This window comes from Streptomyces sp. NPDC029014 (assembly GCF_055564695.1).
The window spans coordinates 59,908-81,857 of sequence record NZ_JBVHVT010000025.1 but is presented as its reverse complement, the minus strand read 5'-3'; the positions used below and the strand labels follow the sequence as shown (position 1 = coordinate 81,857).

25 protein-coding genes are annotated in these 21,950 nt (G+C 74.1%); 8 read left to right on the top strand and 17 right to left on the bottom strand.

The features are described 5' to 3' along the window. The first annotated feature begins 39 nt into the window (after window positions 1-39). Window positions 40-1,200: an Mrp/NBP35 family ATP-binding protein gene (locus ACZ4VL_RS16230; RefSeq protein ID WP_468200080.1), complete on the top strand. Its 1,161-nt coding sequence runs from the start codon at window positions 40-42 to the stop codon at window positions 1,198-1,200. A 91-nt stretch (window positions 1,201-1,291) separates the two neighbouring features. On the opposite strand, the gene ACZ4VL_RS16225 is transcribed toward ACZ4VL_RS16230, so the two are convergent. The 5 genes from ACZ4VL_RS16225 to sigE form a co-directional block, all read right to left on the bottom strand. Beyond that, window positions 1,292-2,098, bottom strand: a complete 807-nt coding sequence (locus tag ACZ4VL_RS16225) for a hypothetical protein (protein ID WP_468200078.1) — start codon at window positions 2,096-2,098, stop codon at window positions 1,292-1,294. Between the two features lie 137 nt (window positions 2,099-2,235). Beyond that, window positions 2,236-2,640, bottom strand: coding sequence for a sec-independent translocase (locus ACZ4VL_RS16220; protein ID WP_404234078.1), 405 nt, complete (start codon window positions 2,638-2,640; stop codon window positions 2,236-2,238). Between the two features lie 105 nt (window positions 2,641-2,745). After that, the gene (locus tag ACZ4VL_RS16215; RefSeq protein ID WP_468200077.1) at window positions 2,746-4,125 is read right to left on the bottom strand and encodes a S1C family serine protease; all 1,380 of its coding nucleotides are present in this window, start codon (window positions 4,123-4,125) and stop codon (window positions 2,746-2,748) included. 110 nt (window positions 4,126-4,235) lie between these two features. Further along, window positions 4,236-4,922 (bottom strand): zf-HC2 domain-containing protein, encoded by a 687-nt coding sequence (locus tag ACZ4VL_RS16210; RefSeq protein WP_468200076.1) that lies wholly within the window; start codon window positions 4,920-4,922, stop codon window positions 4,236-4,238. Continuing rightward, on the bottom strand, window positions 4,919-5,698 hold the full coding sequence (gene sigE / locus ACZ4VL_RS16205) for an RNA polymerase sigma factor SigE (protein ID WP_361089224.1): 780 nt from the start codon (window positions 5,696-5,698) through the stop codon (window positions 4,919-4,921). Before sigE ends, ACZ4VL_RS16210 begins: the two co-directional genes overlap by 4 nt. A 217-nt stretch (window positions 5,699-5,915) precedes the next feature. Between sigE and ACZ4VL_RS16200 the strand changes: the two genes are divergently transcribed. Further along, complete coding sequence (locus tag ACZ4VL_RS16200; RefSeq protein WP_361089226.1) at window positions 5,916-6,578, top strand: O-methyltransferase; 663 nt, start codon at window positions 5,916-5,918, stop codon at window positions 6,576-6,578. Window positions 6,579-6,650: 72 nt separating this feature from the next. On the opposite strand, the gene ACZ4VL_RS16195 is transcribed toward ACZ4VL_RS16200, so the two are convergent. Both ACZ4VL_RS16195 and ACZ4VL_RS16190 read right to left on the bottom strand, forming a co-directional pair. After that, entirely contained in the window at window positions 6,651-7,268 is a 618-nt protein-coding gene (locus tag ACZ4VL_RS16195) for a phosphatase PAP2 family protein (RefSeq protein ID WP_468200074.1), read from the bottom strand. Between the two features lie 302 nt (window positions 7,269-7,570). Further along, window positions 7,571-7,738, bottom strand: a complete 168-nt coding sequence (locus ACZ4VL_RS16190) for a DUF3117 domain-containing protein (protein WP_003966491.1) — start codon at window positions 7,736-7,738, stop codon at window positions 7,571-7,573. 335 nt (window positions 7,739-8,073) lie between these two features. Between ACZ4VL_RS16190 and chcB the strand changes: the two genes are divergently transcribed. Further along, window positions 8,074-8,874, top strand: coding sequence for a 2-cyclohexenylcarbonyl CoA isomerase (gene chcB / locus ACZ4VL_RS16185; RefSeq protein WP_404234086.1), 801 nt, complete (start codon window positions 8,074-8,076; stop codon window positions 8,872-8,874). Here the strand turns inward: chcB and ACZ4VL_RS16180 are convergent. Both ACZ4VL_RS16180 and ACZ4VL_RS16175 read right to left on the bottom strand, forming a co-directional pair. After that, complete coding sequence (locus ACZ4VL_RS16180; RefSeq protein ID WP_468200073.1) at window positions 8,871-9,509, bottom strand: DNA-3-methyladenine glycosylase I; 639 nt, start codon at window positions 9,507-9,509, stop codon at window positions 8,871-8,873. The two genes, chcB and ACZ4VL_RS16180, sit on opposite strands and share 4 nt — an antisense overlap. Then, entirely contained in the window at window positions 9,506-9,949 is a 444-nt protein-coding gene (locus ACZ4VL_RS16175; protein ID WP_468200072.1) for a DivIVA domain-containing protein, read from the bottom strand. The genes ACZ4VL_RS16180 and ACZ4VL_RS16175 overlap by 4 nt, the downstream gene beginning before the upstream one ends. 117 nt (window positions 9,950-10,066) lie before the next feature. Between ACZ4VL_RS16175 and folP the strand changes: the two genes are divergently transcribed. Further along, complete coding sequence (gene folP, locus ACZ4VL_RS16170) at window positions 10,067-10,927, top strand: dihydropteroate synthase (RefSeq protein WP_468200071.1); 861 nt, start codon at window positions 10,067-10,069, stop codon at window positions 10,925-10,927. Between the two features lie 75 nt (window positions 10,928-11,002). On the opposite strand, the gene ACZ4VL_RS16165 is transcribed toward folP, so the two are convergent. Continuing rightward, window positions 11,003-11,770: an LOG family protein gene (locus tag ACZ4VL_RS16165; RefSeq protein WP_404234094.1), complete on the bottom strand. Its 768-nt coding sequence runs from the start codon at window positions 11,768-11,770 to the stop codon at window positions 11,003-11,005. A 64-nt stretch (window positions 11,771-11,834) separates the two neighbouring features. Beyond that, window positions 11,835-12,914 carry a succinyl-diaminopimelate desuccinylase gene (dapE, locus tag ACZ4VL_RS16160; RefSeq protein ID WP_361089241.1) on the bottom strand — a complete coding sequence of 360 codons (1,080 nt, stop codon included), beginning with the start codon at window positions 12,912-12,914 and terminating at the stop codon, window positions 11,835-11,837. An 85-nt stretch (window positions 12,915-12,999) separates the two neighbouring features. On the opposite strand from dapE, the gene ACZ4VL_RS16155 reads away from it, so the two are divergent. After that, complete coding sequence (locus tag ACZ4VL_RS16155; protein ID WP_468200069.1) at window positions 13,000-13,971, top strand: hypothetical protein; 972 nt, start codon at window positions 13,000-13,002, stop codon at window positions 13,969-13,971. Window positions 13,972-14,209: 238 nt separating this feature from the next. Continuing rightward, the gene (locus ACZ4VL_RS16150; protein ID WP_468200067.1) at window positions 14,210-14,614 is read left to right on the top strand and encodes an ATP-binding protein; all 405 of its coding nucleotides are present in this window, start codon (window positions 14,210-14,212) and stop codon (window positions 14,612-14,614) included. Between the two features lie 111 nt (window positions 14,615-14,725). Here the strand turns inward: ACZ4VL_RS16150 and dapC are convergent, their stop codons facing one another. Then, window positions 14,726-15,820, bottom strand: a complete 1,095-nt coding sequence (gene dapC, locus ACZ4VL_RS16145; RefSeq protein ID WP_468200065.1) for a succinyldiaminopimelate transaminase — start codon at window positions 15,818-15,820, stop codon at window positions 14,726-14,728. A 122-nt stretch (window positions 15,821-15,942) separates the two neighbouring features. Next, window positions 15,943-16,269 (bottom strand): ferredoxin, encoded by a 327-nt coding sequence (fdxA, locus tag ACZ4VL_RS16140; protein WP_114054017.1) that lies wholly within the window; start codon window positions 16,267-16,269, stop codon window positions 15,943-15,945. Between the two features lie 117 nt (window positions 16,270-16,386). On the opposite strand from fdxA, the gene ACZ4VL_RS16135 reads away from it, so the two are divergent. Together ACZ4VL_RS16135 and ACZ4VL_RS16130 are read left to right on the top strand one after the other, a co-directional pair. Beyond that, on the top strand, window positions 16,387-17,367 hold the full coding sequence (locus tag ACZ4VL_RS16135) for a GNAT family N-acetyltransferase (protein WP_468200064.1): 981 nt from the start codon (window positions 16,387-16,389) through the stop codon (window positions 17,365-17,367). Then, the gene (locus tag ACZ4VL_RS16130; protein ID WP_468200062.1) at window positions 17,364-18,155 is read left to right on the top strand and encodes a transglutaminase-like domain-containing protein; all 792 of its coding nucleotides are present in this window, start codon (window positions 17,364-17,366) and stop codon (window positions 18,153-18,155) included. Before ACZ4VL_RS16135 ends, ACZ4VL_RS16130 begins: the two co-directional genes overlap by 4 nt. A gap of 93 nt (window positions 18,156-18,248) precedes the next feature. On the opposite strand, the gene ACZ4VL_RS16125 is transcribed toward ACZ4VL_RS16130, so the two are convergent. Genes ACZ4VL_RS16125 through ACZ4VL_RS16110 form a run of 4 tightly spaced genes read right to left on the bottom strand, consistent with a single transcriptional unit; the run spans window position 18,249 to window position 21,746 of the window. Further along, complete coding sequence (locus ACZ4VL_RS16125) at window positions 18,249-18,866, bottom strand: response regulator transcription factor (protein WP_468200060.1); 618 nt, start codon at window positions 18,864-18,866, stop codon at window positions 18,249-18,251. Beyond that, entirely contained in the window at window positions 18,863-20,050 is a 1,188-nt protein-coding gene (locus ACZ4VL_RS16120) for a sensor histidine kinase (RefSeq protein WP_468200059.1), read from the bottom strand. The genes ACZ4VL_RS16125 and ACZ4VL_RS16120 overlap by 4 nt, the downstream gene beginning before the upstream one ends. Continuing rightward, window positions 20,047-20,787, bottom strand: coding sequence for an ABC transporter permease (locus tag ACZ4VL_RS16115; protein WP_468200058.1), 741 nt, complete (start codon window positions 20,785-20,787; stop codon window positions 20,047-20,049). The genes ACZ4VL_RS16120 and ACZ4VL_RS16115 overlap by 4 nt, the downstream gene beginning before the upstream one ends. Next, window positions 20,784-21,746, bottom strand: a complete 963-nt coding sequence (locus ACZ4VL_RS16110; protein ID WP_468200057.1) for an ABC transporter ATP-binding protein — start codon at window positions 21,744-21,746, stop codon at window positions 20,784-20,786. The genes ACZ4VL_RS16115 and ACZ4VL_RS16110 overlap by 4 nt, the downstream gene beginning before the upstream one ends. Between the last annotated feature and the right edge of the window lie 204 nt (window positions 21,747-21,950).

The following is a 21,950-nucleotide window of genomic DNA, read 5'->3' as shown; positions in this document are numbered from 1 at the left end:
CTTACCGGAGGCAGGCTACCGAGCCGTACCATCGGGGGCATGGCTACCGACACAAGCTCCGCCGCCGTGCCCGAGCAGGACGCGATCCTCGACGCACTGGCGACGGTGAACGACCCCGAGATCCACCGGCCGATCACCGAGCTCGGCATGGTCAAATCGGTGGAGATCGGCGACGGCGGCGCGGTCGCCGTCACGGTCTACCTGACGGTGTCGGGCTGTCCCATGCGCGAGACGATCCAGCGCAACGTCTCCGAGGCCGTGGCGAAGGTCCCCGGCGTCACCTCGGTCTCCGTGTCGCTGGACGTGATGGGCGACGAGCAGCGCAAGGAGCTGGCGGCCACGCTGCGCGGCGGCACCGCCGAGCGCGAGGTCCCGTTCGCCAAGCCGGGCTCGCTGACCCGTGTCTACGCGGTCGCCTCCGGCAAGGGCGGCGTCGGCAAGTCCTCGGTGACGGTGAACCTGGCCGCGGCGATGGCGGCGGACGGCCTGAAGGTCGGCGTCGTCGACGCGGACATCTACGGCCACAGCGTGCCGCGCATGCTGGGCGTGGAGGGCAAGCCCACCCAGGTCGAGAACATGATCATGCCGCCGTCGGCCAACGGCGTGAAGGTCATCTCCATCGGCATGTTCACCCCGGGCAACGCGCCCGTGGTGTGGCGCGGGCCGATGCTGCACCGCGCCCTCCAGCAGTTCCTCGCCGACGTGTTCTGGGGCGACCTGGACGTGCTGCTGCTCGACCTGCCGCCGGGCACCGGCGACATCGCGATCTCGGTGGCCCAGCTGGTGCCGAACGCGGAGATCCTCGTCGTCACCACCCCGCAGCAGGCCGCGGCCGAGGTCGCCGAGCGGGCCGGTGCGATCGCCGTCCAGACCCACCAGAAGATCGTCGGCGTGGTCGAGAACATGGCCGGCCTGCCGTGCCCGCACTGCGACGAGATGGTCGACGTGTTCGGTACGGGCGGCGGCCAGAAGGTCGCCGACGGCCTCTCCCGGACGGTCGGCGCGACCGTCCCGGTGCTGGGCTCCATCCCGATCGACGTCCGGCTGCGCGAGGGCGGCGACGCGGGCGAGCCCGTCGTCCTGGCCGACCCGGACTCCCCGGCCGGCGCGGCGCTGCGCGCCATCGCGGGCAAGCTGGGCGGCCGCGCCCGGGGCCTGGCCGGCATGTCGCTGGGCATCACCCCGCGCAACAAGTTCTGACCGCGCGGCCCGGGATCCGGGCCGCCTCCGTGGAGGGCACCGCCGCCGGCGGTGCCCTTTCGCGTACCCGCTGCGGGCTGCCGGCTGCGGGCTACTGCTGGTAGGCGGCGAGGTCGCCGATGGCGGAGAAGCCGAGCCCGTAGGCGCTCATGCCGCGCCCGTACGCGCCCAGGTGCACCCCGGCGGCGGTGGACCCGGCCAGCACCCAGCCGAACTCGGACTCGCGGTAGTGGAAGGACGTCGGCTCGCCGTCGACGGGCAGCGAGAGCACCGACCAGTCGGGCCCGTCGAGGTCGTCGGCGAGCTCCCAGGCGGCCTCGGTCTGCTGCTCCAGCCAGTTGTCGCGCAGGCTGTGGTCCATCTGGCCGGGCCAGCTGTACGCCAGCAGCCCGGAGCCGGCCAGCCAGGCCGCGGAGGAGACCGAGGTGGCCTCCAGGACACCGGTGCCGTCGCCGCTGCGGCGCAGCGGGTTGCTCGCGACGGTGACGACCACCGCGAAGCGCTCCTTCTCACCGGTGGCGATCTCCCCGCGGACGGACGGCTCGTCGCCGTGGCCGGTGGAGCCGTGCTCGACGGTGCCGTCGGCACCGGTACCGACCTGCATCAGCCAGCGCGGGCCGGTGAAGGCCTCGTCCAGCCCGTACCAGGGGAAGTCGGCACGCAGGAAGCCCTCGGCCGTGCGCCGGGCCGCGGCCACGGGCCGGGCGGCCTCCCGGGGCGACCCGGGGGCCGTCGGGGCCGTCACCGGGACGGCGGCAGGTACTGCCGGTGCTGCGGCCGCCGCGGGCGCCGCGGCGGGTTCGGCCGGTGCTGCGGCTGCGGGCAGGTCGGGTAGCTCGGGCAGGTCGGGTGCTTCTGCGGGCTGTGCGCCGACCCGGCTGCTGCTCGTCGTCTCCATCGATGCGGCCTCTCGTTCCGTTGGGTCCGGAACGGCCCTCCCCCACAGGTCGTTGGGGGGACCCCCCACCTCGGGCGCCCTGGTCCGGACTCATGGAGGATAGCCACCGGACCCCGGATCGCCGGGCAGGACGAGGCTCAGGTGGCGTCGGCGTCGGACCAGGTCCGCTGCTCCGCGGCCGGGGCGGCCGGCTTCTTCAGCAGGTCCGGGGCGGCCTCGGACTCGCTGCTGTTGACGGCGTCGGTTACCTCGTTCAGCTCCTTGCGCAGGTCGAAGCTGCTCCGGATGTCCCGCAGGTCCTCGTTCTCGGCGAGCTGCTTGCGGATGAACGTCTTCGGGTTCAGGTCCTCGAACTCGAAGTCCTTGAACTCCGGGCCCAGTTCGGAGCGGATGTCCTGCTTGGCGCTGTCGGAGAAGGCGCGGATCTTCCGGACGAAGCCCGTGACGTCCTGGACGACCTTCGGCAGCTTGTCCGGGCCGAAGATGAGGATGCCGAGAACCACGATGGTGACCAGCTCGAGTGCGCCTATGTCGTTGAACACCTTGCCGCTCCTCGGCTCTCTTCACGTCGGGCCACGACAACGGTACCCGGCCCGGCCGGTCAGGCCCTACATCGGTACGAGATCAGCCGTGCTTTCCCCCGAACGTCATGATCCGTTCGCCGACCCGAGGACGAGCGGCAGGGTGAGCTCGCGTCCGTCGCGGAGCACGGTGAGGCGCAGCGGGGCGCCCGGCCGGAGGGCACGGACCTTGATGATCAGCTCGTCGCCGCCGTGCACGCGTCGGCCGTCCACCTTGGTGATCACGTCGCCGGGCTTGACCCCGGCGCGGGCCGCGGGCCCGTCGGGGGTGACGGCCGGCTTGCCGCCCTCGCCCTCGGTGCCCACCCGGGCGCCGTCGCCGGTGTACTGCATGTCGAGGGTGACGCCGATGACCGGGTGGGTGGCCTTGCCGGTGCGGATGAGCTCCTCGGCGACCCGTTTGCCCTGGTTGACGGGGATGGCGAAGCCGAGGCCGATGCTGCCGCTCTGCTTCTCGGTGCCGGCCTTTTCGGCTCCGCGGATGGCGCTGTTGATGCCGATCACGTGGGCCTTGGCGTCCAGCAGCGGGCCGCCGGAGTTGCCGGGGTTGATGGGGGCGTCGGTCTGCAGGGCGTCGACGTAGCTGATGTCGCTGCCGTCGCCCTTGTCACCGCCCGCGGTGATGGGCCGGCCGGTGGCGCTGATGATGCCGGCGGTGACGGTGTTGGAGAGGTCGAAGGGGGCGCCGATGGCCACCACCGGGTCGCCGACCTGCACGTCCTCGGAGTTGCCGAGGGCGAGCGGCTGCAGGCCCCTGACCCCGGTGACGCGGACCACCGCCAGGTCGTACCCGCTGTCCTGGCCGACGAGCTCCGCGTCGACGCTCTCGCCGGTGCCGAAGGTGACCGTGATGTCCTTGGCGCCGGCGACGACGTGGTGGTTGGTGAGGATGTGGCCCTGCGGGTCGAGGACGAAGCCGGTGCCGGTGCCGCCGCCCGTGGCGCCGCGGACGTGCAGGGTGACGACGCCGGGCAGCGCGGCTGCGGCGATCCCGGCCACGCTGTCGGGGGCGCGGCCCTTGGCGTCGACCGCGGCCTGCGGGAGTTCGAGGCGGGTGCTGCTGCGGCGCTCGGCGAGCACTCCGAACCAGCCCCCGGCGCCGCCGGCGAGCAGGGCGATGCCGAGGCCGAGGGCCAGCACGTGGCGCAGCCGCACCACGCGGCCGCCGGGTTCCCGGCCCCGGTCGGCGACCTGGAGCGGGGCGACGCTCCACGGGTCGTACGCCGGCCCGGTCGCGGGTCCGGGCCCGCCGGCGGCGGCTGCGGCCGCGGGCGGGGCGCCCGCGCCGTGGTCGGCGCCGTGGTCCGCGGCAGCGGGCTCCGCGCCGGCCTCCTCGACCTGCCCCGGCCCGGCGTCGGGGCCGGGTTCGGGGCGCGGCCCGGGAGGGGGACCGGCGGGGCGGCTCCACCAGGTCGGGGCCGGGTCGGACTGCTGCTGGTCGGCCATGGGCGCTCCCCGGAATCCTGTGGCACCGCCGGGCGGCGCGCCTGCCGCAGATTCAACCAGGTGGGTGCCCGGCCGGGAGCGGCCACCGCCCTCCCGCCCGGGCGAGGGGGTCAGCGGAGCAGCGAGACCGGGCGCGGGGTGGTGGACGCCGAGGGGTGGACCGGCGGCAGTGGAGCCGTGGGAAGCGGGGAGGCGGTGATCCCGGTGCGCGGTTCCCGGTCGCGGATCACCGCGTCGGCCACGGACACGGCCGGGCCGGAGCCGGGGCCCGGGCCCGGGCCGGTCCCGGACACGGGGGCCGCCGGCACGGCGGAGCCGGGCCTGGAGGCCGGGGCCTCGCCCCGTGCGTTCGGCTCGACCAGGTCCAGCGGGAGCGTCCCGCCCAGCGCGATCGCCGCCAGGGACACCGCCCCGGCCGCCACGAACGCGAAGCGGCGCCGCGGCCGCCCCACCTCGTGGATCCGGAAGCCCTGCTGCGGCGGCGCGGGAGCCGTGTACCCGAAGGTGCCGGCTGCGGACGGTCCTGAAGGGCCGGACGCGCCGGACGGGCCGTCCGGGCCTTCGCCGGGCAGCCCCTGGAGCCGCGCCAGCAGTCCGGCGGACAGCGGCGGCGGCGCGCTCTCGACGAACAGGGTCTTCAGGCGGCGCTGGGCGTCGGCCTCGGCCTTGCACTTGGCGCAGGTGGCCAGGTGGGCCAGGACCCGCTCGCGCGCGTCGTGGTTCAGCTCCCCGTCGACCAGGGCGGCCAGGCGGTCGCCCAGGTGCTGCTCGGCGGGGGAAGGGCTGACTTCACTCACTCGGCCCCGCCCTCTCCCCCGGCACCCGGGGCACCCACAGCGGCTCCGGTCAGCGCACGCTGCTCCGCGCGCGCCTCGGGGGAGCGGTGCCGCAGCGCCTTGCGCAGGTGCGAACGGCCGCGGTGGATACGGCTGCGCACGGTGCCGAGCTTCACGCCGAGCGTGGCGGCGATCTCCTCGTACGACAGGCCCTCGATGTCGCAGAGCACCACGGCCGCGCGGAACTCGGGCGCGAGGGTGTCCAGCGCCTGTTGCACGTCGGCGTCGAAATGGGTGTCGTGCAGCACCTGCTGCGGGGACGGCTCGCGGCTCGGCAGCCGCTCGGCGGCGTCCTCGGCGAGCGCGTCGAAACGGATCCGCTGCTTGCGGCGGACCATGTCGAGGAAGAGGTTGGTGGTGATCCGGTGCAGCCAGCCCTCGAACGTGCCCGGCGTGTACGTGGACAGCGAGCGGAAGACGCGGACGAAGACCTCCTGCGTCAGGTCCTCGGCGTCGTGCTGATTTCCCGTCAGGCGGTAGGCGAGACGGTAGACCCGCGCGCTGTGCGTGCTGACGATCTCCTCCCACGTGGGAGGGGTCCACGCCTGCGAGCCCGCATCGGCGGCGAAGGTCGCGGTGGTTGCGGTGTCGGCGGTGTGGATGCGGTCAGCAATGTCGGTCACGGATTTCGGCTCACCCGCCGACCAGAAGAGACGCCTCAGTACGCCTCGACGATCCACAGGCGCAGCCGCACCTCCCCTATCGGCTCTGGTGGTGTCCAGTGGAGCCCCTACCATAGCCACCCCTCCCGTCAGCTCCGGATAAGCTTTTTTGCCTTCTCTTTGCCCGCGGCGCGGAGGGCCCGCGGCGCCGATCTGCCCGGTGCCGTCCCCATCCGTCCCGCCCCCGTCTCGCCCGTACGCCCCTTTTGCCTCGCTCGTCGGCGCGTTGCCGCCACTGGTCCAACGCCCGGTCCCATCTGCGGGTTCCCGACGTCAGCGGATACAGTCACCGTTGCGCCAACTATGGGGACAGGAGAGGGTCATTACCGGCAACCGGCAGACGAGCTGGGCGTTCGCCGACGCGTTTGTCGCCGAGGACGACGCTCTGCGGTGGGCCCGCGACCGGGCCAGGGAAGCGGGCCTGCGCTCCGTCTCCCCCGGCACCGGGGCCGCGCTGCGCCTGCTCGCCGCCAGCGCCGACGCCAAGGCTGTCGCCGAGATCGGCACGGGGACCGGTGTCTCCGGCATCCACCTGCTGCACGGCATGCGCCCGGACGGGGTGCTGACGACCGTCGACCCCGAGCCGGACCGGCAGGCCTTCGCCCGCCAGGCCTTCCGCGCCGCCGGCTTCGCGGGCAACCGCGCCCGCTTCATCCCCGGCCGGGCGCTGGACGTGCTGCCCCGGCTCGCCGACGGCGGGTACGACCTCGTGTTCTGCGACGGGGATCCCGCCGAGTCCCTCGAATACCTCGCTGAATCGTTGCGTCTGCTGCGCCCCGGCGGACTGGTGTGCTTCGAGGGGGTCTTCTGCGACGGGCGCACGGTCGACTCCTCCGCCCAGGAGACCGAGGTGCTGCGGGTCCGGGAGCTGCTGCGCAGCGTCCGGGAGAGCCCCGCGCTGGAGGGGGCCCTGTTGCCGGTGGGCGACGGCCTGCTCTGCGCGGTCAGGCGCTGACCCGGGCGCGCAGGACGGCGGAAGGCGACAGGAGCCGGAGGGCGGTGCCGGGCGGCCCGGCCGGTGGGGGCGTCAGCGCAGCAGCGCGAAGGTGAGCGCGGTCGTCGCGCCGAGCACGGTGCCGGCCAGGACCTGGGCGGGCGTGTGCGCCTTGAGGACCAGCCTGGACCAGCCCACGGCCACGCCGGCGGGCACCGCGAGCAGCAGCGGGGTCCCGAAGGCCAGCACCAGGACCATCACGGCCCCGCCTGCCACCGACATGTGAAGGGATATCTGCCAGCCGAGGGTGACGAGCAGGGACGAGACCAGCCCGACGAGCATGGCGACGACGAGCGCGACCACCTCGCGCGGTGCGCCGAGGGCGTGGCCCAGGGCCATGGCCGCGGCGACGGAGACCAGGCTCAGCACCATGGGCACGACCCGCTGGCGGCGCACCCGGATGTGCTGGTCGGTCAGGGCGCCGCGCTTCACGCCGAGGCGGATGATCCCGATCGGCACGACCCCGCAGAACAGGGCGGCGAGCAGCCCCCAACCGAGGCCGGACCAGGAGCCGGTGCTGTGCCAGCCGACGGCGAGCAGCAGGGCGACCACGAGGTTGGCGGGGGCCAGGGCGTCGGTGAGGACCCGGGCCGTCTTCTGGCGGGGGGTGCAGTCGGCGAAGGCGGGCGGGGCGGGGGCGGTGAAGGTCACGGCACGGCTCTCGGCAGGCGGCAGCCCCCGCGCGGCGCTGCGGACGGCGGGAGCGCGGACGGAAGGGGAAGAAGGGGAACGCAGGGCCGGAGGGGAACGCAGGGCCCGGGGGGAAGGGGAACACAGGGCCGGAGGAAGGCAGGGCCGGGGGGAAGGCAGGCGCGCGGGCGCACGAGATCCGCGGCCGGATCAGCGGCGGCCCGCCCGCGCGGGTCCGCTCGGGGGCCGCCCGGCACAACGCTGCCCCGGCCGCGGATCGCGGCGGCCGGGGCAGCGCAGAGTGTGCAGGTGGTGCCGACGGGTCAGCCGACGACCTTCTTCAGGGCGTCACCCAGGGCGTCCGCCTCGTCCGGCGTCAGCTCGACGACCAGCCGACCGCCGCCCTCGAGCGGTACGCGCATGACGATGCCCCGCCCCTCCTTGGTGACCTCGAGCGGGCCGTCGCCCGTCCGCGGCTTCATGGCCGCCATGCTCGTTCCCCTTCCTGAAACCAGCTCATCGTCAGCCGACGGCCCCATTCAGGCGCCTGGAACCCGGCATCGAACACATTGCTTCCAGGCCATTATCCCGCATGTCAGGACCCGATGACCAACATCAGCGGGGAACGCTTGCGCAACGCGCTCTGCCAAAACCACTCATTTCGGGGACCTGCCTGCGATACTTCGCCCGCTCTGCGGCGGCCCGCCGACCGCTTTCTTTGACGCACATCACATGCCCTGGACCGGCCGGGTCCGCCATGCTGGCCCTGTACCGGCCAGTACCGATCCGCTGGCCGGGTCCGCGACGGAGGGGAACACCACCTGCCATGGCCGACACCGTGCTGTACGACGTGACCGACGGGCTCGCCACGATCACGCTGAACCGTCCGGACGCGATGAACTCGCTGAACACGGAGCTGAAGGTCGCCCTGCGGGACACCCTGCAGGCGGCGGGCGCCGACCCGGGCGTGCGGGCGGTCCTGCTGACGGCCACCGGTCGGGCCTTCTGCGTGGGCCAGGACCTGAAGGAGCACGTCGGGAACCTCCAGGCGGCCCGGGAGTCCGGCTCGGGCAATGCGCTGGGCACCGTGAGCGAGCACTACAACCCGATCGTGCGGGCGATCACGGAGATGCCGAAGCCGGTGGTCGCCGGGGTGAACGGCGTCGCCGCCGGGGCGGGCTTCGGCTTCGCGCTGGCCGCGGACTACCGGGTGGTGGCCGACACGGCGAGCTTCACCACCGCGTTCGCCGGGGTCGGGCTGTCCGCCGACTCCGGGCTGTCGTGGACCCTGCCGCGGTTGATCGGCCCCGGCCGGGCGGCGGACCTGCTGCTGTTCCCGCGTTCGATCTCCGCGCAGGAGGCCCAGGAGCTCGGCCTCGTGAACCGGCTGGTGCCGGCGGCGGAGCTCGCGGACACCGCCGCCGAGGTCGCGCGGCGCCTCGCGGACGGGCCGACGGTCGCCTACGCCGGGCTGAAGCAGGCGCTGGCGTTCGGGGCGGGGCGCTCGCTGGCCGAGGCGCTGGAGAAGGAGGACGAGCTGCAGACGCGGTCGGGCGCCTCCGAGGACCACGCGATCGCGGTCGCGGCCTTCCTGGCCAAGGAGAAGCCGAAGTACACCGGCCGCTAGCCGGGACGTACGGACCGGCCCGGGCGGCGGCCGCCCGGGCCCGTGCCCCCGTCAGGCGGCGGGGGCGGGGTGCGGGCCGCGCAGGCGGCCAGGTGGTCGTTGACCAGGCCGCAGGCCTGCATCAGGGCGTAGGCGGTGGTGGGGCCGACGAAGCGGATGCCCGCCTTCTTCAGGGCCTTGGCGAGGGCGGTGGACTCCGGGGTCACGGCCGGGACCTCGGAGATGTCCTGCGGGGCGGCCCGGCCGGGCTCCGGGGCGTGGGACCAGACGAGGGCGTCGAGTTCGCCCGGCTCCCACTCGGCGAGGACCCGGGCGTTGGCGAGGGTCGCCTCGATCTTGGCCCGGTTGCGGATGATCCGCTCGTCGCCGAGCAGCCGGGCGGCGTCCTCCTCGTCGTACCGGGCGACGGCGGCGATCCGGAAGTCGGCGAAGGCCGCACGGAAGCCCTCGCGCCGCCGCAGGATCGTCAGCCAGGACAGCCCCGACTGGAAGGCCTCCAGGCAGAGCCGCTCGTAGAGGGCGTCGTCCCCGTGCACCGGGCGGCCCCACTCGGTGTCGTGGTAGGCGATGTAGTCCTCGGTGGACAGCGCCCACGGGCAGCGCAGACCCCCGTCGGGTCCGGCGAGGGCGGTCACCGGGCGTCCTTCGACAGGTCGACGGCGTCCGGCTCCTGCGACCGCTCGGCCTCGCCGGCGTCGGCTTCGGCGTCGGCGGCGTGAGCGGCAGCGGGCGTGGCACCCCCGGCAGCGGAGGCGCCGGGAACGGCCAGGACGCCCGGGGCCCCGGGGTGCGCGGCAGCCGCCGTCAGCTCGGCGATCCGGGCGTCGCGTTCGGCGAGCTCGGCCCCGAGCCGCTCCAGCACGTCGTCCACCTCGGCCATCCGGTAGCCGCGGGGCGCCACGGGCAGCCGCAGCGCGTCGATGTCGGCCGGCACGACCGGGCGGCTCTCGGGCAGCGCGTCGGCCACGCGGTCCGGCTCCGCCTCGGGCAGTACGGGCTCCGAGCCGCCGCCCACCACCGCCAGGGTGACCGCGGCGACGACCACGACCAGCGCGATCAGCAAGAACCAGAACACGATCGACTCCCTGAGAGACTCTGGGGGGCACCTCCCAGCGGTAGCTGGGGACCACTCCGATCACCAGGTTAAGGTCACAGGCGCGGCGCACGGGCCGCCTGAGGAGGAAAGAACGGGATGCTGCGACTGGGCAGGCGCGAGTTCGACACCCACGAGCCGGTGATCATGGCGATCGTGAACCGTACGCCGGACTCCTTCTACGACCAGGGCGCGACGTTCCGCGACGAGCCCGCCCTGGACCGGGTCGAGCAGGCGGTGGCCGAGGGCGCGGCGATCATCGACATCGGCGGGGTCAAGGCCGGTCCGGGCGAGCACGTGGACGCGGCCGAGGAGGCCCGGCGCACGGTCGGCTTCGTGGCCGAGGTCCGGCGCCGCCACCCGGACGTGGTGATCAGCGTGGACACCTGGCGGCACGAGGTCGGCGAGGCCGTCTGCGAGGCCGGCGCGGACCTGCTCAACGACGCCTGGGGCGGGGTGGATCCAAAGCTCGCGGAGGTCGCCGCCCGGTACGGCGCGGGCCTGGTCTGTACGCACGCCGGCGAGGTCGAGCCGCGCACCCGGCCGCACCGGACCGGGTACGAGGACGTGATGGCGGACATCCTGCGGGTCACCGTGGGCCTGGCCGAGCGGGCCGCGGCCCTCGGCGTACGGCGCGACGCGATCATGATCGACCCGGGGCACGACTTCGGGAAGAACACCCGGCACTCGCTGGAGGCCACCCGGCGCCTGGCGGAGATGACGGAGACGGGCTGGCCGGTGCTGGTGTCGCTGTCGAACAAGGACTTCGTCGGCGAGACCCTCGACCGGCCGGTCAAGGAGCGCCTGCTGGGCACGCTGGCCACGACGGCGGTCTCGGCCTGGCTGGGCGCGCAGGTCTACCGCGTCCACGAGGTCGCCGAGACCCGGCAGGTCCTGGAGATGGTCCGCTCGATCCAGGGGCTGCGGGAGCCTGCGGTGGCCCGCCGGGGACTGGCCTGAGCCCGTCCCCGGCGACCGCACGGCCCCGGCCGGCCGCGGCGGCGGATCCCGCTGCTGCTGCGCGGCGCCGCCGCGCTACTTGCCGACTTCCTTCGTCACGAGGGCGATCGCCTCTTCCACGTCGTCCGTGACGTGGAAGAGGTAGAGGTCGCGCTCGGAGGCCTTGCCCTGCGCGACGACCGTGTTGCGCAGCCAGTCGACCAGGCCGCTCCAGTACTCGGTGCCGAACAGCACGATCGGGAACCGGGTGATCTTCTGGGTCTGGACCAGGGTCAGGGCCTCGAACAGCTCGTCCAGCGTGCCGAGTCCGCCCGGCAGGACCACGAACCCCTGGCTGTACTTCACGAACATCGTCTTGCGGACGAAGAAGTACCGGAAGTTCAGCCCCAGATCGACGTGCGCGTTGAGCCCCTGCTCGAAGGGCAGCTCGATGCCGAGGCCCACCGAGATGCCGTTGGCCTCCCGCGCGCCCTTGTTGGCCGCCTCCATCGCACCCGGCCCGCCGCCGGTGATCACCGCGAAGCCGGCGTCGACGAGCGCGCTGCCGATCCGGACGCCCGCCTCGTACTCGGGCGAGCCGGCCGGCGTGCGCGCCGAGCCGAACACGCTGATCGCGGGCGGCAGCTCCGCCAGCGTGCCGAAGCCCTCGATGAACTCCGACTGGATGCGCAGGACCCGCCAGGGATCGGTGTGCACCCACTCGGTGGGGCCTGCCGAGTCCAGCAGCCGCTGGTCCGTCGTGCTGCCCGCCTGCACCTGCCCCCGTCGGCGCAGTACCGGTCCGAGCTGCTGCTCCTCGGGACGTCGACGAGCGGAACCGTCGGAATTGCGGTGGTTGCCCATGATGTGCTCCCTCCTGCTGATCGTTGGCCCAGCCTAGGCGCACGAAGGTGAAGGGAAGCGGAATTCAGGAGGTCAGCCAGGCGCGGAGTCGTTCCTCGCAGTGCAGGATCGCCTTGGTCTCCACGCGCTCGTCGACCTTGTGCGCCAGCAGGGCGTCGCCCGGGCCGTAGTTGACCGCCGGGACGCCGAGCGCGCTGAAGCGGGAGACGTCGGTCCAGCCGAACTTGGGCATCGCGCGGCCGCCGACCGCCGCCATGAAGGCGACCGCCGCCGGGTGGGACAGGCCGGGCAGGGCGCCGCCGGAGGAGTCGTCGACGACGAACTCGGCGATGCCGCAGTCCGCGAAGACCTCTTCGACGTGGGCGAGGGCCTCGGCCTCGGTGCGGTCGGGGGCGTAGCGGAAGTTGACCGTCACCGTGCAGGCGTCGGGGATGACGTTGTTGGCGACGCCGCCCTCGATGCGGACCGCGTTGAGGCCCTCGTGGTACTCCAGGCCGTCGATGACGGGCCTGCGGGGCTCGTACGCGGCCAGCCGGGCCAGGATCGGGGCCGTGGCGTGGATGGCGTTGGAGCCCATCCAGCTGCGGGCGGAGTGGGCGCGCTCGCCGGTGGTGCGCAGCAGTACCCGCAGGGTTCCCTGGCAGCCGCCCTCGACCTCGGCGTTCGACGGCTCCAGCAGGACGGCGAAGTCGCCGGCGAGCCAGTCGGGGTGGGCGGCGGCGACCTTGCCCAGGCCGTTGAGGTCGGCGGCGACCTCCTCCTGGTCGTAGAAGACGAAGGTGAGGTCGCGGTTGGGCTCGGGCACGGTGGCCGCGATGCGCAGCTGCACGGCGACGCCGGACTTCATGTCGGTCGTGCCGCAGCCCCACAGCACGCCGTTCTCGTCGAGGCGCGAGGGGACGTTGTCGGCGATCGGCACGGTGTCGAGGTGGCCGGCGAGCACGACGCGCTCGGCCCGGCCGAGGTGCGTGCGGGCCACGACGTTGTTGCCGTACCGGTCGACCGTGAGGTGGGGGAGGCCGCGCAGGGCGTGCTCCACCAGGTCGGCGAGGACCTTCTCGTCGCCGCTCACGGACGGGATGTCGACGAGCCGGGCGGTCAGCTCGGCTGCGTCGAGGGTGAGGTCCAGCTCGGATTCGGACATGTCCCGACCCTAACGCGCCCGGCTGCGGCGAACGTCTCACGTCCGCTCACTGGACGCGGCACGTGGCTCAAGTACGGTGGGCCGCGTGTCCCAGAGCGATCTTCCCCGCCCCCGCCGTGGCCGTCGGCTCCGCACGGCCGCCGGCCTGTGCGTCCTGCTCGCGCTCGTCGGCTACCTCGTCGTGCGGTTCGAGTCGATGGGCGGCGGCGGGGCGCCGCACTGCACGGCCGCGGATCTGGCCGAGGACGCTCCGGGCGGGGACTCCCGCCGTACGTACGACATGACGCCGGAGCAGGCGGCGAACGCGGCGACGATAGCCGCCGTCGGCGTCGCCAAGGGACTGCCCGACCGGGCCGTGACCATCGCCCTGGCGACGGCCATGCAGGAGTCGGCGCTGCGCAACCTCAACCACGGCGACCGGGACTCGCTGGGGCTGTTCCAGCAGCGGCCCTCGCAGGGCTGGGGCACGCCCGAGCAGATCAAGGACCCGGTGTACTCGGCGGGGATCTTCTACGACCGGCTGGTCCAGGTGAAGGGGTACTCGCGGCTGCCGCTGACGGAGGCCGCGCAGAAGGTGCAGCTGAGCGGGTACCCGCAGGCGTACGCGAAGCACGAGCCGGACGCGATGGTCCTGACGGCGGCCTTCGCCGGAGCCGGGGAGCTGACCTGCGGCGGGCCCGCGCCGACGGATCCGGGCGACCCGCAGAGGGTCCGGGCGGAGCTGAACCGGATCTTCTCCAAGGCCGGCATGCACAGCAGCAGCCAGGCTGGCCCCGGCCCGACGCAGGAGCGGGGCGGGGTCAAGGAGCCGGAGGTCACGGTCCTGGAGAAGCAGGACGGCGGCGAGCCGGCCGTGCGCGGCAGCCGGGCGATCGCGGGCTGGGCGGTGGCCAACGCCCGCGGGATGAACATCATGCGCGTCTCCTACGGCCACCGGGGCTGGATCGCCGGGCAGAAGAAGGGCCGGTGGCAGGAGAAGGGCGGCCCCGGGAAGTCGGGCGACGGCGACCCGCACAACGCGGTGCCGGGCGAGATCCGCATCTTCGTGAAGGGCTAGACACGCCGGGCCGGCGCCTCGGCCGTGCGTACGGGGCGTCACTCGCGCGGGGGTGAAGCGAGCGGCCCGCCGGAGACCCCGGCGGGCACGGAAGCCCTGGTCGGCGCACATCCAATGCGCTTTTCCCGGAAGCGGATTAAACGATGCGTTGCCGATCCTTTACCGAAGGGGTCCGCAACCCGCCCCGCCCCGGGAGCGGTTGTAGGGGCGTACTCAGCCGCTACCGCTTAGGAGCAACATGTCCCTCCCCCTGACCCGCCGGATCGCCCGTTCCGCGCTGCTGCTCGCAGCCGGGGCCGCTCCCGTGGTCGGTGCGGCCGGCGCGGCCAGCGCCGCGGGCCTGGACTCGGCCGTGCCCCAGCTGGGCGCGCTCACCGCCCCGGAGACCGCGGACGCCACCGCCACCGCGAACGACGCGGTCGGCACCGGCGGGGCCGCCGCTACGTCGGCCGCGGACACCGCAGCCAAGGCGCTGCCCGCCGCCCCCACCGAGGTGGCGGGCACCGCGGGCGCGCTGCTCGGCGGGCTCCCGGCCACCAAGGGCCTGCCGACCGACGCGGTGCCGGCCGGCCAGCTCACCGGTGCCGTGCCGACCGACGCGGTGGGCTCCCTGCCGCTGAAGGGGCTGCCGCTGGGCGCCTGACCACCGCCCGGTAAGGCCCGAGGGGGCCGGGAGTGCGAACTCCCGGCCCCCTCGGGCTGTCTGCGGGCGGCCGTGCGCCCGCGCGCGCCCCGGTGTCCGTGTGCGCCCGCCTCAGGCGAGGCGCTTGACGGCCGCCTCGACGCGCTCGTCCGTGGCCGTGAACGCGACGCGGACGTGCTGCGCGCCCGCCTCGCCGTAGAAGTCGCCGGGAGCGACCAGGATGCCGAGGGCGGCGAGGTGGGCCACGGTGTCCCAGCAGGGCTCGTCGCGGGTCACCCACAGGTAGAGGCTGGCCTCGGAGTGGTCGACCCGGAAGCCGTGCGCCACGAGCGCCGCCCGCAGCGCCTCGCGCCGTGCGGCGTAGCGCGCGCGCTGCTCCTCGACGTGCGCGTCGTCACCGAGCGCCGCCACCGTGGCCGCCTGCACCGGGGCGGGGGTCATCATGCCGCCGTGCTTGCGGATCTCCAGCAGCTCGCCGAGGACGTCCGCGTCGCCCGCGATGAACGCGGCCCGGTAGCCGGCCAGGTTGGAGCGCTTGGACAGCGAGTGGACGGCGACGAGGCCCTCGTACGAACCGCCGCACACGTCGTCGTGGAGGACGGAGACGGGCTCGGCCTCCCAGCCCAGCTCCAGGTAGCACTCGTCGCTGAAGACCAGGATCCCGTGCCGGCGCGCCCAGGCCACGATCCGGACCAGCTCGTCCTTCGGGATGACCTTCCCGGTCGGGTTGGACGGGGAGTTCAGCCACAGCAGCTTGATGCCGGCCGGGTCGAGCTCGGTCGGGTCGTCGTAGACGACGGCCTCGGCCCCGCACAGCCGCGCGCCGACCTCGTACGTCGGGTAGGCGAGCCGCGGGTAGGCGACCTTGTCCCCGGCGCCCAGGCCCAGCTGGGTCGGCAGCCAGGCCACCAGCTCCTTGGAGCCGACGACCGGGAGGACGTTGCGGTGTCCGGCGGCGCTCGCGCCGAGCCGGTCGCGCAGCCAGCCGGTGATCGCGTCGCGCAGTGCGGGCGTGCCCCACACGGTGGGGTAGCCCGGGGAGTCGGCGGCCGCGACGAGGGCGCTGCGGATCAGCTGCGGCACCGGGTCCACGGGGGTGCCGACGGACAGGTCGACGATGCCGTCCGGGTGCGCCGCGGCCGTCGCCTTGTACGGCTCCAGCTTGTCCCAGGGAAAGACGGGAAGACGTGCGGATACTGCGGCCACGGTGCTCTCTGCTCTCTCGTGCGTGCCGGACTGCGTGCCGGGTCTGGGGACAAACGGCTCGGTCCCGCCCGGCACGGGGCCGTACGGGACCGAGACTCGCGTTCTGCCGTGAGCGGCGGCCGTCAGTGGCCTTCGCCCATGGGCGGCAGCGCGGCGATGAAGGGGTGATCCCGCTCGATCAGGCCCAGCTTCGAGGCACCACCGGGCGAACCGAGCTCGTCGAAGAACTCGACGTTCGCCTTGTAGTACTCCTTCCACTCCTCCGGAGTGTCGTCCTCGTAGAAGATGGCCTCCACGGGGCAGACCGGCTCACAGGCACCACAGTCGACGCATTCGTCCGGGTGGATGTACAAGGACCGCTGGCCCTCGTAGATGCAGTCGACGGGGCACTCTTCGATGCATGCCTTGTCCTTGACGTCGACACAAGGCTCCGCGATGACGTAGGTCACGCTCTCGTTCCTCCTCGGTAGGGCTGTCCATATCGCGCGGGAGCGCGGCGTCGTCGATGCCCACGCCTAGTATCTCCGTTCCCGGGCACGATCCGAACAGGAGGGGCGGACAGAGCTGTGGAAATCGCGGCAGGCGGGCTGCTGGAGATTCGTATTACCCCGGCTGACGTGGGTAAACGAGTGTCTGTACGACGGGTGGAGAGCGGCTCGAAGGCCGCGCCCGCGTTCACCGATACGGTAGGGGTTCTCACATCGTGGGAACAGGGTGTGCTGACGATCACACGAAAGAGCGGCGAGTCCGTCCGCATCGCGGAATCGTCGCTGGTCGCGGGCAAGGTCGTCCCCGCAGCGCCGGCTCGCAGGCGGGGCCCAGCGGCCTCGTTCGAGGAGTTGGCGCGCATCGGGGCGCGGTCCTGGCAGCCGCTGGAGAGCGAGCAGCTGGGCGACTGGACGCTGCGCGCGGCCGCCGGATTCACCCGGCGGGCCAATTCGGTGCTGCCGCTCGGCGACCCGGGGGTGCCGCTGGACGAAGCACTCGCGCGGGTGACGTCCTGGTACGCGGAACGAGGGCTTCCGGCGTATGTGCAGGCGGCCACGGGGGCCGCCGGCACCCAGGAGCTGCTGTGCGCCGACCTGGAGCGGCGGGGCTGGGTCCGTGAGGTGTCGGCGGAGGTCCGCGTCGCGGCCCTGGCACCGCTCGCGGACACGGCCGCGGACACCGCGCAGGTGCTGCTGTCCCGCACCCCGGACGAGGAGTGGCTCGGACGGTACGGGCGGGTGGCCGACCCGGCGGTCGCCGGCCGGGTGCTGGCGGCCGGGCCGTCGGTCTGGTTCGCGACGGTGCCCGGGCGGGCGATCGGCCGGCTCGTGGCCGACGGCCGGTGGGCCGGTTTCGCTGCGGTCGAGGTCGACCCGGCGCACCGGCGCGCGGGGCTGGCGACGGCGGTGATGGCGGCGCTGGCGGCGCGGGCCCTGGAGGAGGGCGCCTCGGCGGCCTGGCTCCAGGTGGAGACGGACAACGCGGCGGGCCGGGCGCTGTACGAGGGGATGGGCTTCGTGCCGCACCACGCCTACCACCACTACCGGAACCCGCGATGAGTGCGCGGGACCGGCAGCTGTTCGCCCGGGAGGCCCGCTCGGAGCGCCCCGACCTGGCGGTGCTGTGCCTGCTGCTGGCCGCCGAGGCGGACCCGGAGCTCGACGAACGGGCCGTGGACTGGGCGCAGATCGAGCTGGACCGGCTGGCGGGCATGCTGCCGTACGGGCTGCGCGGCGCGCGGGCCTGGGCCTCGGCGGTGACGGAGCTGCTCGGCGGGCGGCTGGGCTTCCACGGCACGCCCGCGGACTACGGGAGGCTGTCGTCCTCGCTGCTGCACGAGGTGCTGCGGCGGCGCCGGGGCCTGCCGATCCTGCTGTCCGTGGTCTGGCTGGAGGTCGCCCGGCGGGCGGGCGCACCCGTGTACGGGCTCGGCCTGCCGGGGCACTTCGTGGTGGGCTTCGGCGATCCGGAGGAGGGGGTCGTGGTGGACCCCTTCGCGGGCGGGGCCTCGCTGGGCACGGGTCCGGCGGAGCTCGCGTCCGGGCCGCGCACCCCGGCCGGCACGCTGGAGATCGTCCTGCGGATCCTCAACAACATCCGGGCCTGGGCCTCGGCCCGGCCCGAGCAGTCGGCGGTCGCCCTGTGGTCGCTGGACCTGTCGCTGCTGCTGCCCTCGCACCCGGCGTCGCTGCGCTACGAGCGGGCCCGGCTGCTCGTGGAGCGCGGGGAGTTCCGTACGGGCGCGGCGGAGCTGGAGGCGTACGCGGAGGTGGTCGCGGCGGTGGACGCCGACGCCGCGGCCCGGATCCGCTCGGAGGCCCTCTCGGCCCGCGCCCTGCTCAACTGAGGGCGCACGGGGAGCGCGGGGCCGGAGGGGCGGGCGGGCCGGCAGGGCGGGCGGCCCGGGCCGGTGCCGGGCGGGACCGGGCGGGGGCGGCCGTCAGAGCCAGCCCTTCTCCCGGGCCACGCGGACGGCCTCGGCGCGGTTGCGGGAGGCCAGCTTCTGGATGGCCGTGGACAGGTAGTTGCGGACCGTGCCCTGGGAGAGGTGCAGGGCGGCGGCGAGTTCCGCGTTGGTCGCACCGTTCTCGGCGGCCCGCAGGACCTCCCGCTCGCGTTCGGTCAGCGGGTTCGCGCCCTCCGCGAGGGCGGCCGCGGCCAGCGCCGGGTCGATGACCCGCTCCCCCGCCAGGACCTTGCGCACCGCGTCGGCGAGTTGTGCGGCAGGGGCGTCCTTGACCAGGAACGCCGACGCCCCGGCCTCCATGGCACCGCGCAGGTAGCCGGGCCGGCCGAAGGTGGTCAGGACGACGATCCGCAGCCCGGGCAGCTCCGCCCGCAGCGCGGCCGCCGCCTCGATGCCCGTCATGCCCGGCATCTCGATGTCGAGCAGGGCCACGTCCACGTCGTGGGCGCGGGCGGCGGGCACCACCTCGTCGCCGCGGGCCACCTGGACGACCACCTCGATGTCGGGCTCCAGGCCGAGCAGGGCGGCGAGGGCCTCGCGGACCATGGACTGGTCCTCGGCCAGGAGGATCCGTATCGGGGGCGCCGTCATGACCCGGATCCTAGGGGCACCCGGGCCAGCAGGCGGAATCCGCGCTTTCCGGCCGGGCCCGCCGAGAGGCTGCCGCCGACGGCTTCCAGGCGCTCCGTCAGGCCGGTGAGGCCGTTCCCCGGGACCGGGTGGCCGCCCGCGCCGTCGTCGGACACGCACAGCTCGACGACCCGTCCCGCCAGCGTCTGCTGCGCCTGCAGGGTGACCGTGCACCGCTTGGCGCCGCTGTGGCGGACCACGTTGGTCACCGCCTCGCGCAGCGACCAGGCCAGGGCCGCCTCGGCGTCCTCGGGGAGTGCGTCCAGGGGGAGGTCGTCCACGCCGCCGGCGGGGAGGTCCGCGAGCACGCCGGCCGCCGTCAGGGCGGTCTTGGCCCCGGCGAGTTCGCCCGGCAGCGTCGCCCGCCGGTAGCCGGTGACGGCCTCCCGCACGTCGACCAGTGCCTGCCGGCTGACCCGCTCGATGTCGGCGACCTGCTGGGCCGCCTGCTCGGGGTGGCCGGGCAGCATCCGGCCGGCCAGCTCGCTCTTGAGCGTGATCAGGGACAGCGAATGGCCCAGCAGGTCGTGCAGGTCGCGGGCCATCCGCAGGCGCTCCTCGTTGGCCGCGAGCTGCGCCACCGTGGCCCGCGCCTCGCGCAGTTCCAGGGTGGTGCGGATCATCGCGCGGATGCCGACCATCGCGAAGCCGCCCATCAGGGCCGGGATCAGCAGGTCGGCGAGATACTCGCCGCCGCCCGGTACGGCGTTCGCGGTCACCGCCAGCAGCAGGGTCGCCCCGGGCACCATCCAGCGGGACAGCTCGCCGGGCAGGGCCGCGCCGGAGGCGATCGACACGTACACGAAGAGCACGAGCCATTCGCGTCCCAGGGACAGGGACAGGACCGCGGCCAGGGCGGAGAGCAGCACGGCGGAGGACACGATCCACCGCGCGCCGGCCGGCCGGCCGGCGCGGACGGCGAGGGCCAGGTACCAGGCGACGAAGGCGGCCAGGCCCAGGCCGCCGAGGGTCCGGGCCACCGTGCCGTGGCCGCCGTGGACGAGGTCGCCGAGGGGCGCCTGGAGGTAGACGAGCCACAGGGCGATCCACAGCGCCCTCACGGCCCTGTTGCGCCGGTTCTCGCGCCGGGCGGCCAGTACCGGCTCCGGGCTGCTCTGCGTGCCCACGCTCGCCTCTCCCGTCATGCCTTCAGCGAGTCCTTGCGGTACAGCCAGGCGGCGGCACCGGTGAAGAGTACGAAGTACACCGCGAGGATGGCCACGTCCTTCAGGTGGGGGGCGCCACCGAGCTCGATGGCCTGGCCGAGTCCCGCGTAGGCGTGGGTCGGCAGCCACTCGCAGATGTTCTGGAGCCACTGGGGGAAGGCGGCGGTGGGCATCCACAGCCCGCCGAGGATGGACAGGCCGAAGTAGAAGAGCATCGCCAGCGGGCGGGCGGTGTCCCCGCTGGCCAGGTAGCCGATGGCCACGCCGAGGGCGGCGAAGACCAGGCTGCCGGCCCAGATGGAGCCGGTCAGGGCGAGCCACTGCCAGACCTCGAAGCGGACGCCCTTGACGACGCCGGCGATGAGGAAGACGGCCAGGATGGCGGGCAGGGACAGCACGCCGGCGCTCGCGGTCTTGCCGAGCACGTAGCCGCGGCCGGGGAGCGCGGTCAGGCGCAGCTGGCGGACCCAGCCCTGCTCGCGCTCCTTGGCGATGCGCTCGCTGTTGCCCAGCAGGACGGCGGTCAGGGCGCCGAAGGAGGCCATGGCGACCATGTAGAAGGCGGGCATGGTCAGTTCGGTGCCCATGACCTTGGTGGTCCCGCTCAGGGTGCCGCCGAGCATCAGGAACAGGGCGGCGGGATAGAGCACGGTGAAGAACAGGTACTTCTTGTTGCGCAGGGCGCGGGCTATTTCGAGCTTGACGAGCTGGGTCATGACGCTGCGGCCTCCTCGGCCTCGGTGAGGGCGATGAAGGCCTGTTCGAGGCCCAGCCCGGCGACTTCCAGGTTGCGGGGGTAGAGCCCCAGGGCGTAGAGGGCGTGCACGGTGGCGTCGGCGTCGGCCGACTGGAGCCGGAACGTGTCGCCGCCCCGCTCGTAGGCGGTGAGGTGCGGCAGGGCGCGCAGGGCGGACTCGTCGCCCCGGGCGTCGGCGTCGAGGTCGAAGGAGATCCGGCGGACGCCGGCGCGGGCCTTGATCTCGGCGGCGGTGCCGTCGGCGAGCAGCCGGCCCTTGTTGAGGACGATGACGCGGTCGGCGATCGCGTCGGCCTCCTCCAGGTAGTGCGTGGCGAACAGGACGGTGCGGCCCTGTGCGGCCTGCTCGCGCATGGTGGCCCAGAAGGCCTGGCGGGAGGTGACGTCCATGCCGGTGGTGGGCTCGTCGAGGACGATCAGGTCGTTGCGGCCGGCGGTGGCGAGGGCGAAGCGGACGCGCTGCTCCTGGCCGCCGGAGAGCTTGTTGACCTTGCGGTCGGCGATCTCGGCGATGCCGGCGCGGCCGAGGACCTCGTCGACCGGGTAGCGGCGCGGGTGCAGGGCGCAGCCGAGGGCCACGATCTCCCGGACGGTCACCTCCTCCATCAGGCCGCCGCTCTGGAGCATGGCGCCGACGCGGCCGGCGGCGATGGCCTCGCGCGGTTCGGTGCCGAAGAGCCGGACGGTGCCGGAGTCCGCGGGGCGCAGGCCGAGGAGGAGGTCGAGGGTGGAGGACTTGCCGGCGCCGTTGGGGCCGAGCAGGGCGACGGTCTCGCCGGGGTGGAGTTCGAGGGAGAGGCCGTCGACCGCCCGTACGGAGCCGTAGCTCTTGGTCACGCTGCTGAAGCTCACCACGGGGGCGGCGCCGGGTCCGGTGTCCTGCGCGGCGGCGGTGTGCGCTGGGCTCTTCGTCGTCATGGCACACATCGTGGCCGGTCAGAGGGTGTGCGCGGCAGTGTCCGGCGTCGTGGGCACCGCATGACGGATGTCATGTGCCCGGCATGACGGGGCGCGCGGAACGGCCCCGCGGGGCGGTCCGGGCGGGGCGGCTGCGCGGGCGGCGGGAACGCGGACGGCCCCCGTCCGGAGTCCGGGGCGGGGGCCGTGCGGTGCCGGGCGGCG

Excerpts from the sequence above, each read along its gene's own strand:
- ACZ4VL_RS16230 (WP_468200080.1), top strand. The coding sequence starts at position 40 with ATGGCTACCGACACAAGCTCCGCCGCCGTGCCCGAGCAGGACGCGATC.
- ACZ4VL_RS16225 (WP_468200078.1), bottom strand. The coding sequence starts at position 2,098 with ATGGAGACGACGAGCAGCAGCCGGGTCGGCGCACAGCCCGCAGAAGCA.
- ACZ4VL_RS16215 (WP_468200077.1), bottom strand. The coding sequence starts at position 4,125 with ATGGCCGACCAGCAGCAGTCCGACCCGGCCCCGACCTGGTGGAGCCGC.
- sigE (WP_361089224.1), bottom strand. The coding sequence starts at position 5,698 with ATGGTAGGGGCTCCACTGGACACCACCAGAGCCGATAGGGGAGGTGCG.
- ACZ4VL_RS16190 (WP_003966491.1), bottom strand. The coding sequence starts at position 7,738 with ATGGCGGCCATGAAGCCGCGGACGGGCGACGGCCCGCTCGAGGTCACC.
- chcB (WP_404234086.1), top strand. The coding sequence starts at position 8,074 with ATGGCCGACACCGTGCTGTACGACGTGACCGACGGGCTCGCCACGATC.
- folP (WP_468200071.1), top strand. The coding sequence starts at position 10,067 with ATGCTGCGACTGGGCAGGCGCGAGTTCGACACCCACGAGCCGGTGATC.
- ACZ4VL_RS16165 (WP_404234094.1), bottom strand. The coding sequence starts at position 11,770 with ATGGGCAACCACCGCAATTCCGACGGTTCCGCTCGTCGACGTCCCGAG.
- dapE (WP_361089241.1), bottom strand. The coding sequence starts at position 12,914 with ATGTCCGAATCCGAGCTGGACCTCACCCTCGACGCAGCCGAGCTGACC.
- ACZ4VL_RS16150 (WP_468200067.1), top strand. The coding sequence starts at position 14,210 with ATGTCCCTCCCCCTGACCCGCCGGATCGCCCGTTCCGCGCTGCTGCTC.
- ACZ4VL_RS16130 (WP_468200062.1), top strand. The coding sequence starts at position 17,364 with ATGAGTGCGCGGGACCGGCAGCTGTTCGCCCGGGAGGCCCGCTCGGAG.
- ACZ4VL_RS16125 (WP_468200060.1), bottom strand. The coding sequence starts at position 18,866 with ATGACGGCGCCCCCGATACGGATCCTCCTGGCCGAGGACCAGTCCATG.
- ACZ4VL_RS16120 (WP_468200059.1), bottom strand. The coding sequence starts at position 20,050 with ATGACGGGAGAGGCGAGCGTGGGCACGCAGAGCAGCCCGGAGCCGGTA.
- ACZ4VL_RS16115 (WP_468200058.1), bottom strand. The coding sequence starts at position 20,787 with ATGACCCAGCTCGTCAAGCTCGAAATAGCCCGCGCCCTGCGCAACAAG.
- ACZ4VL_RS16110 (WP_468200057.1), bottom strand. The coding sequence starts at position 21,746 with ATGACGACGAAGAGCCCAGCGCACACCGCCGCCGCGCAGGACACCGGA.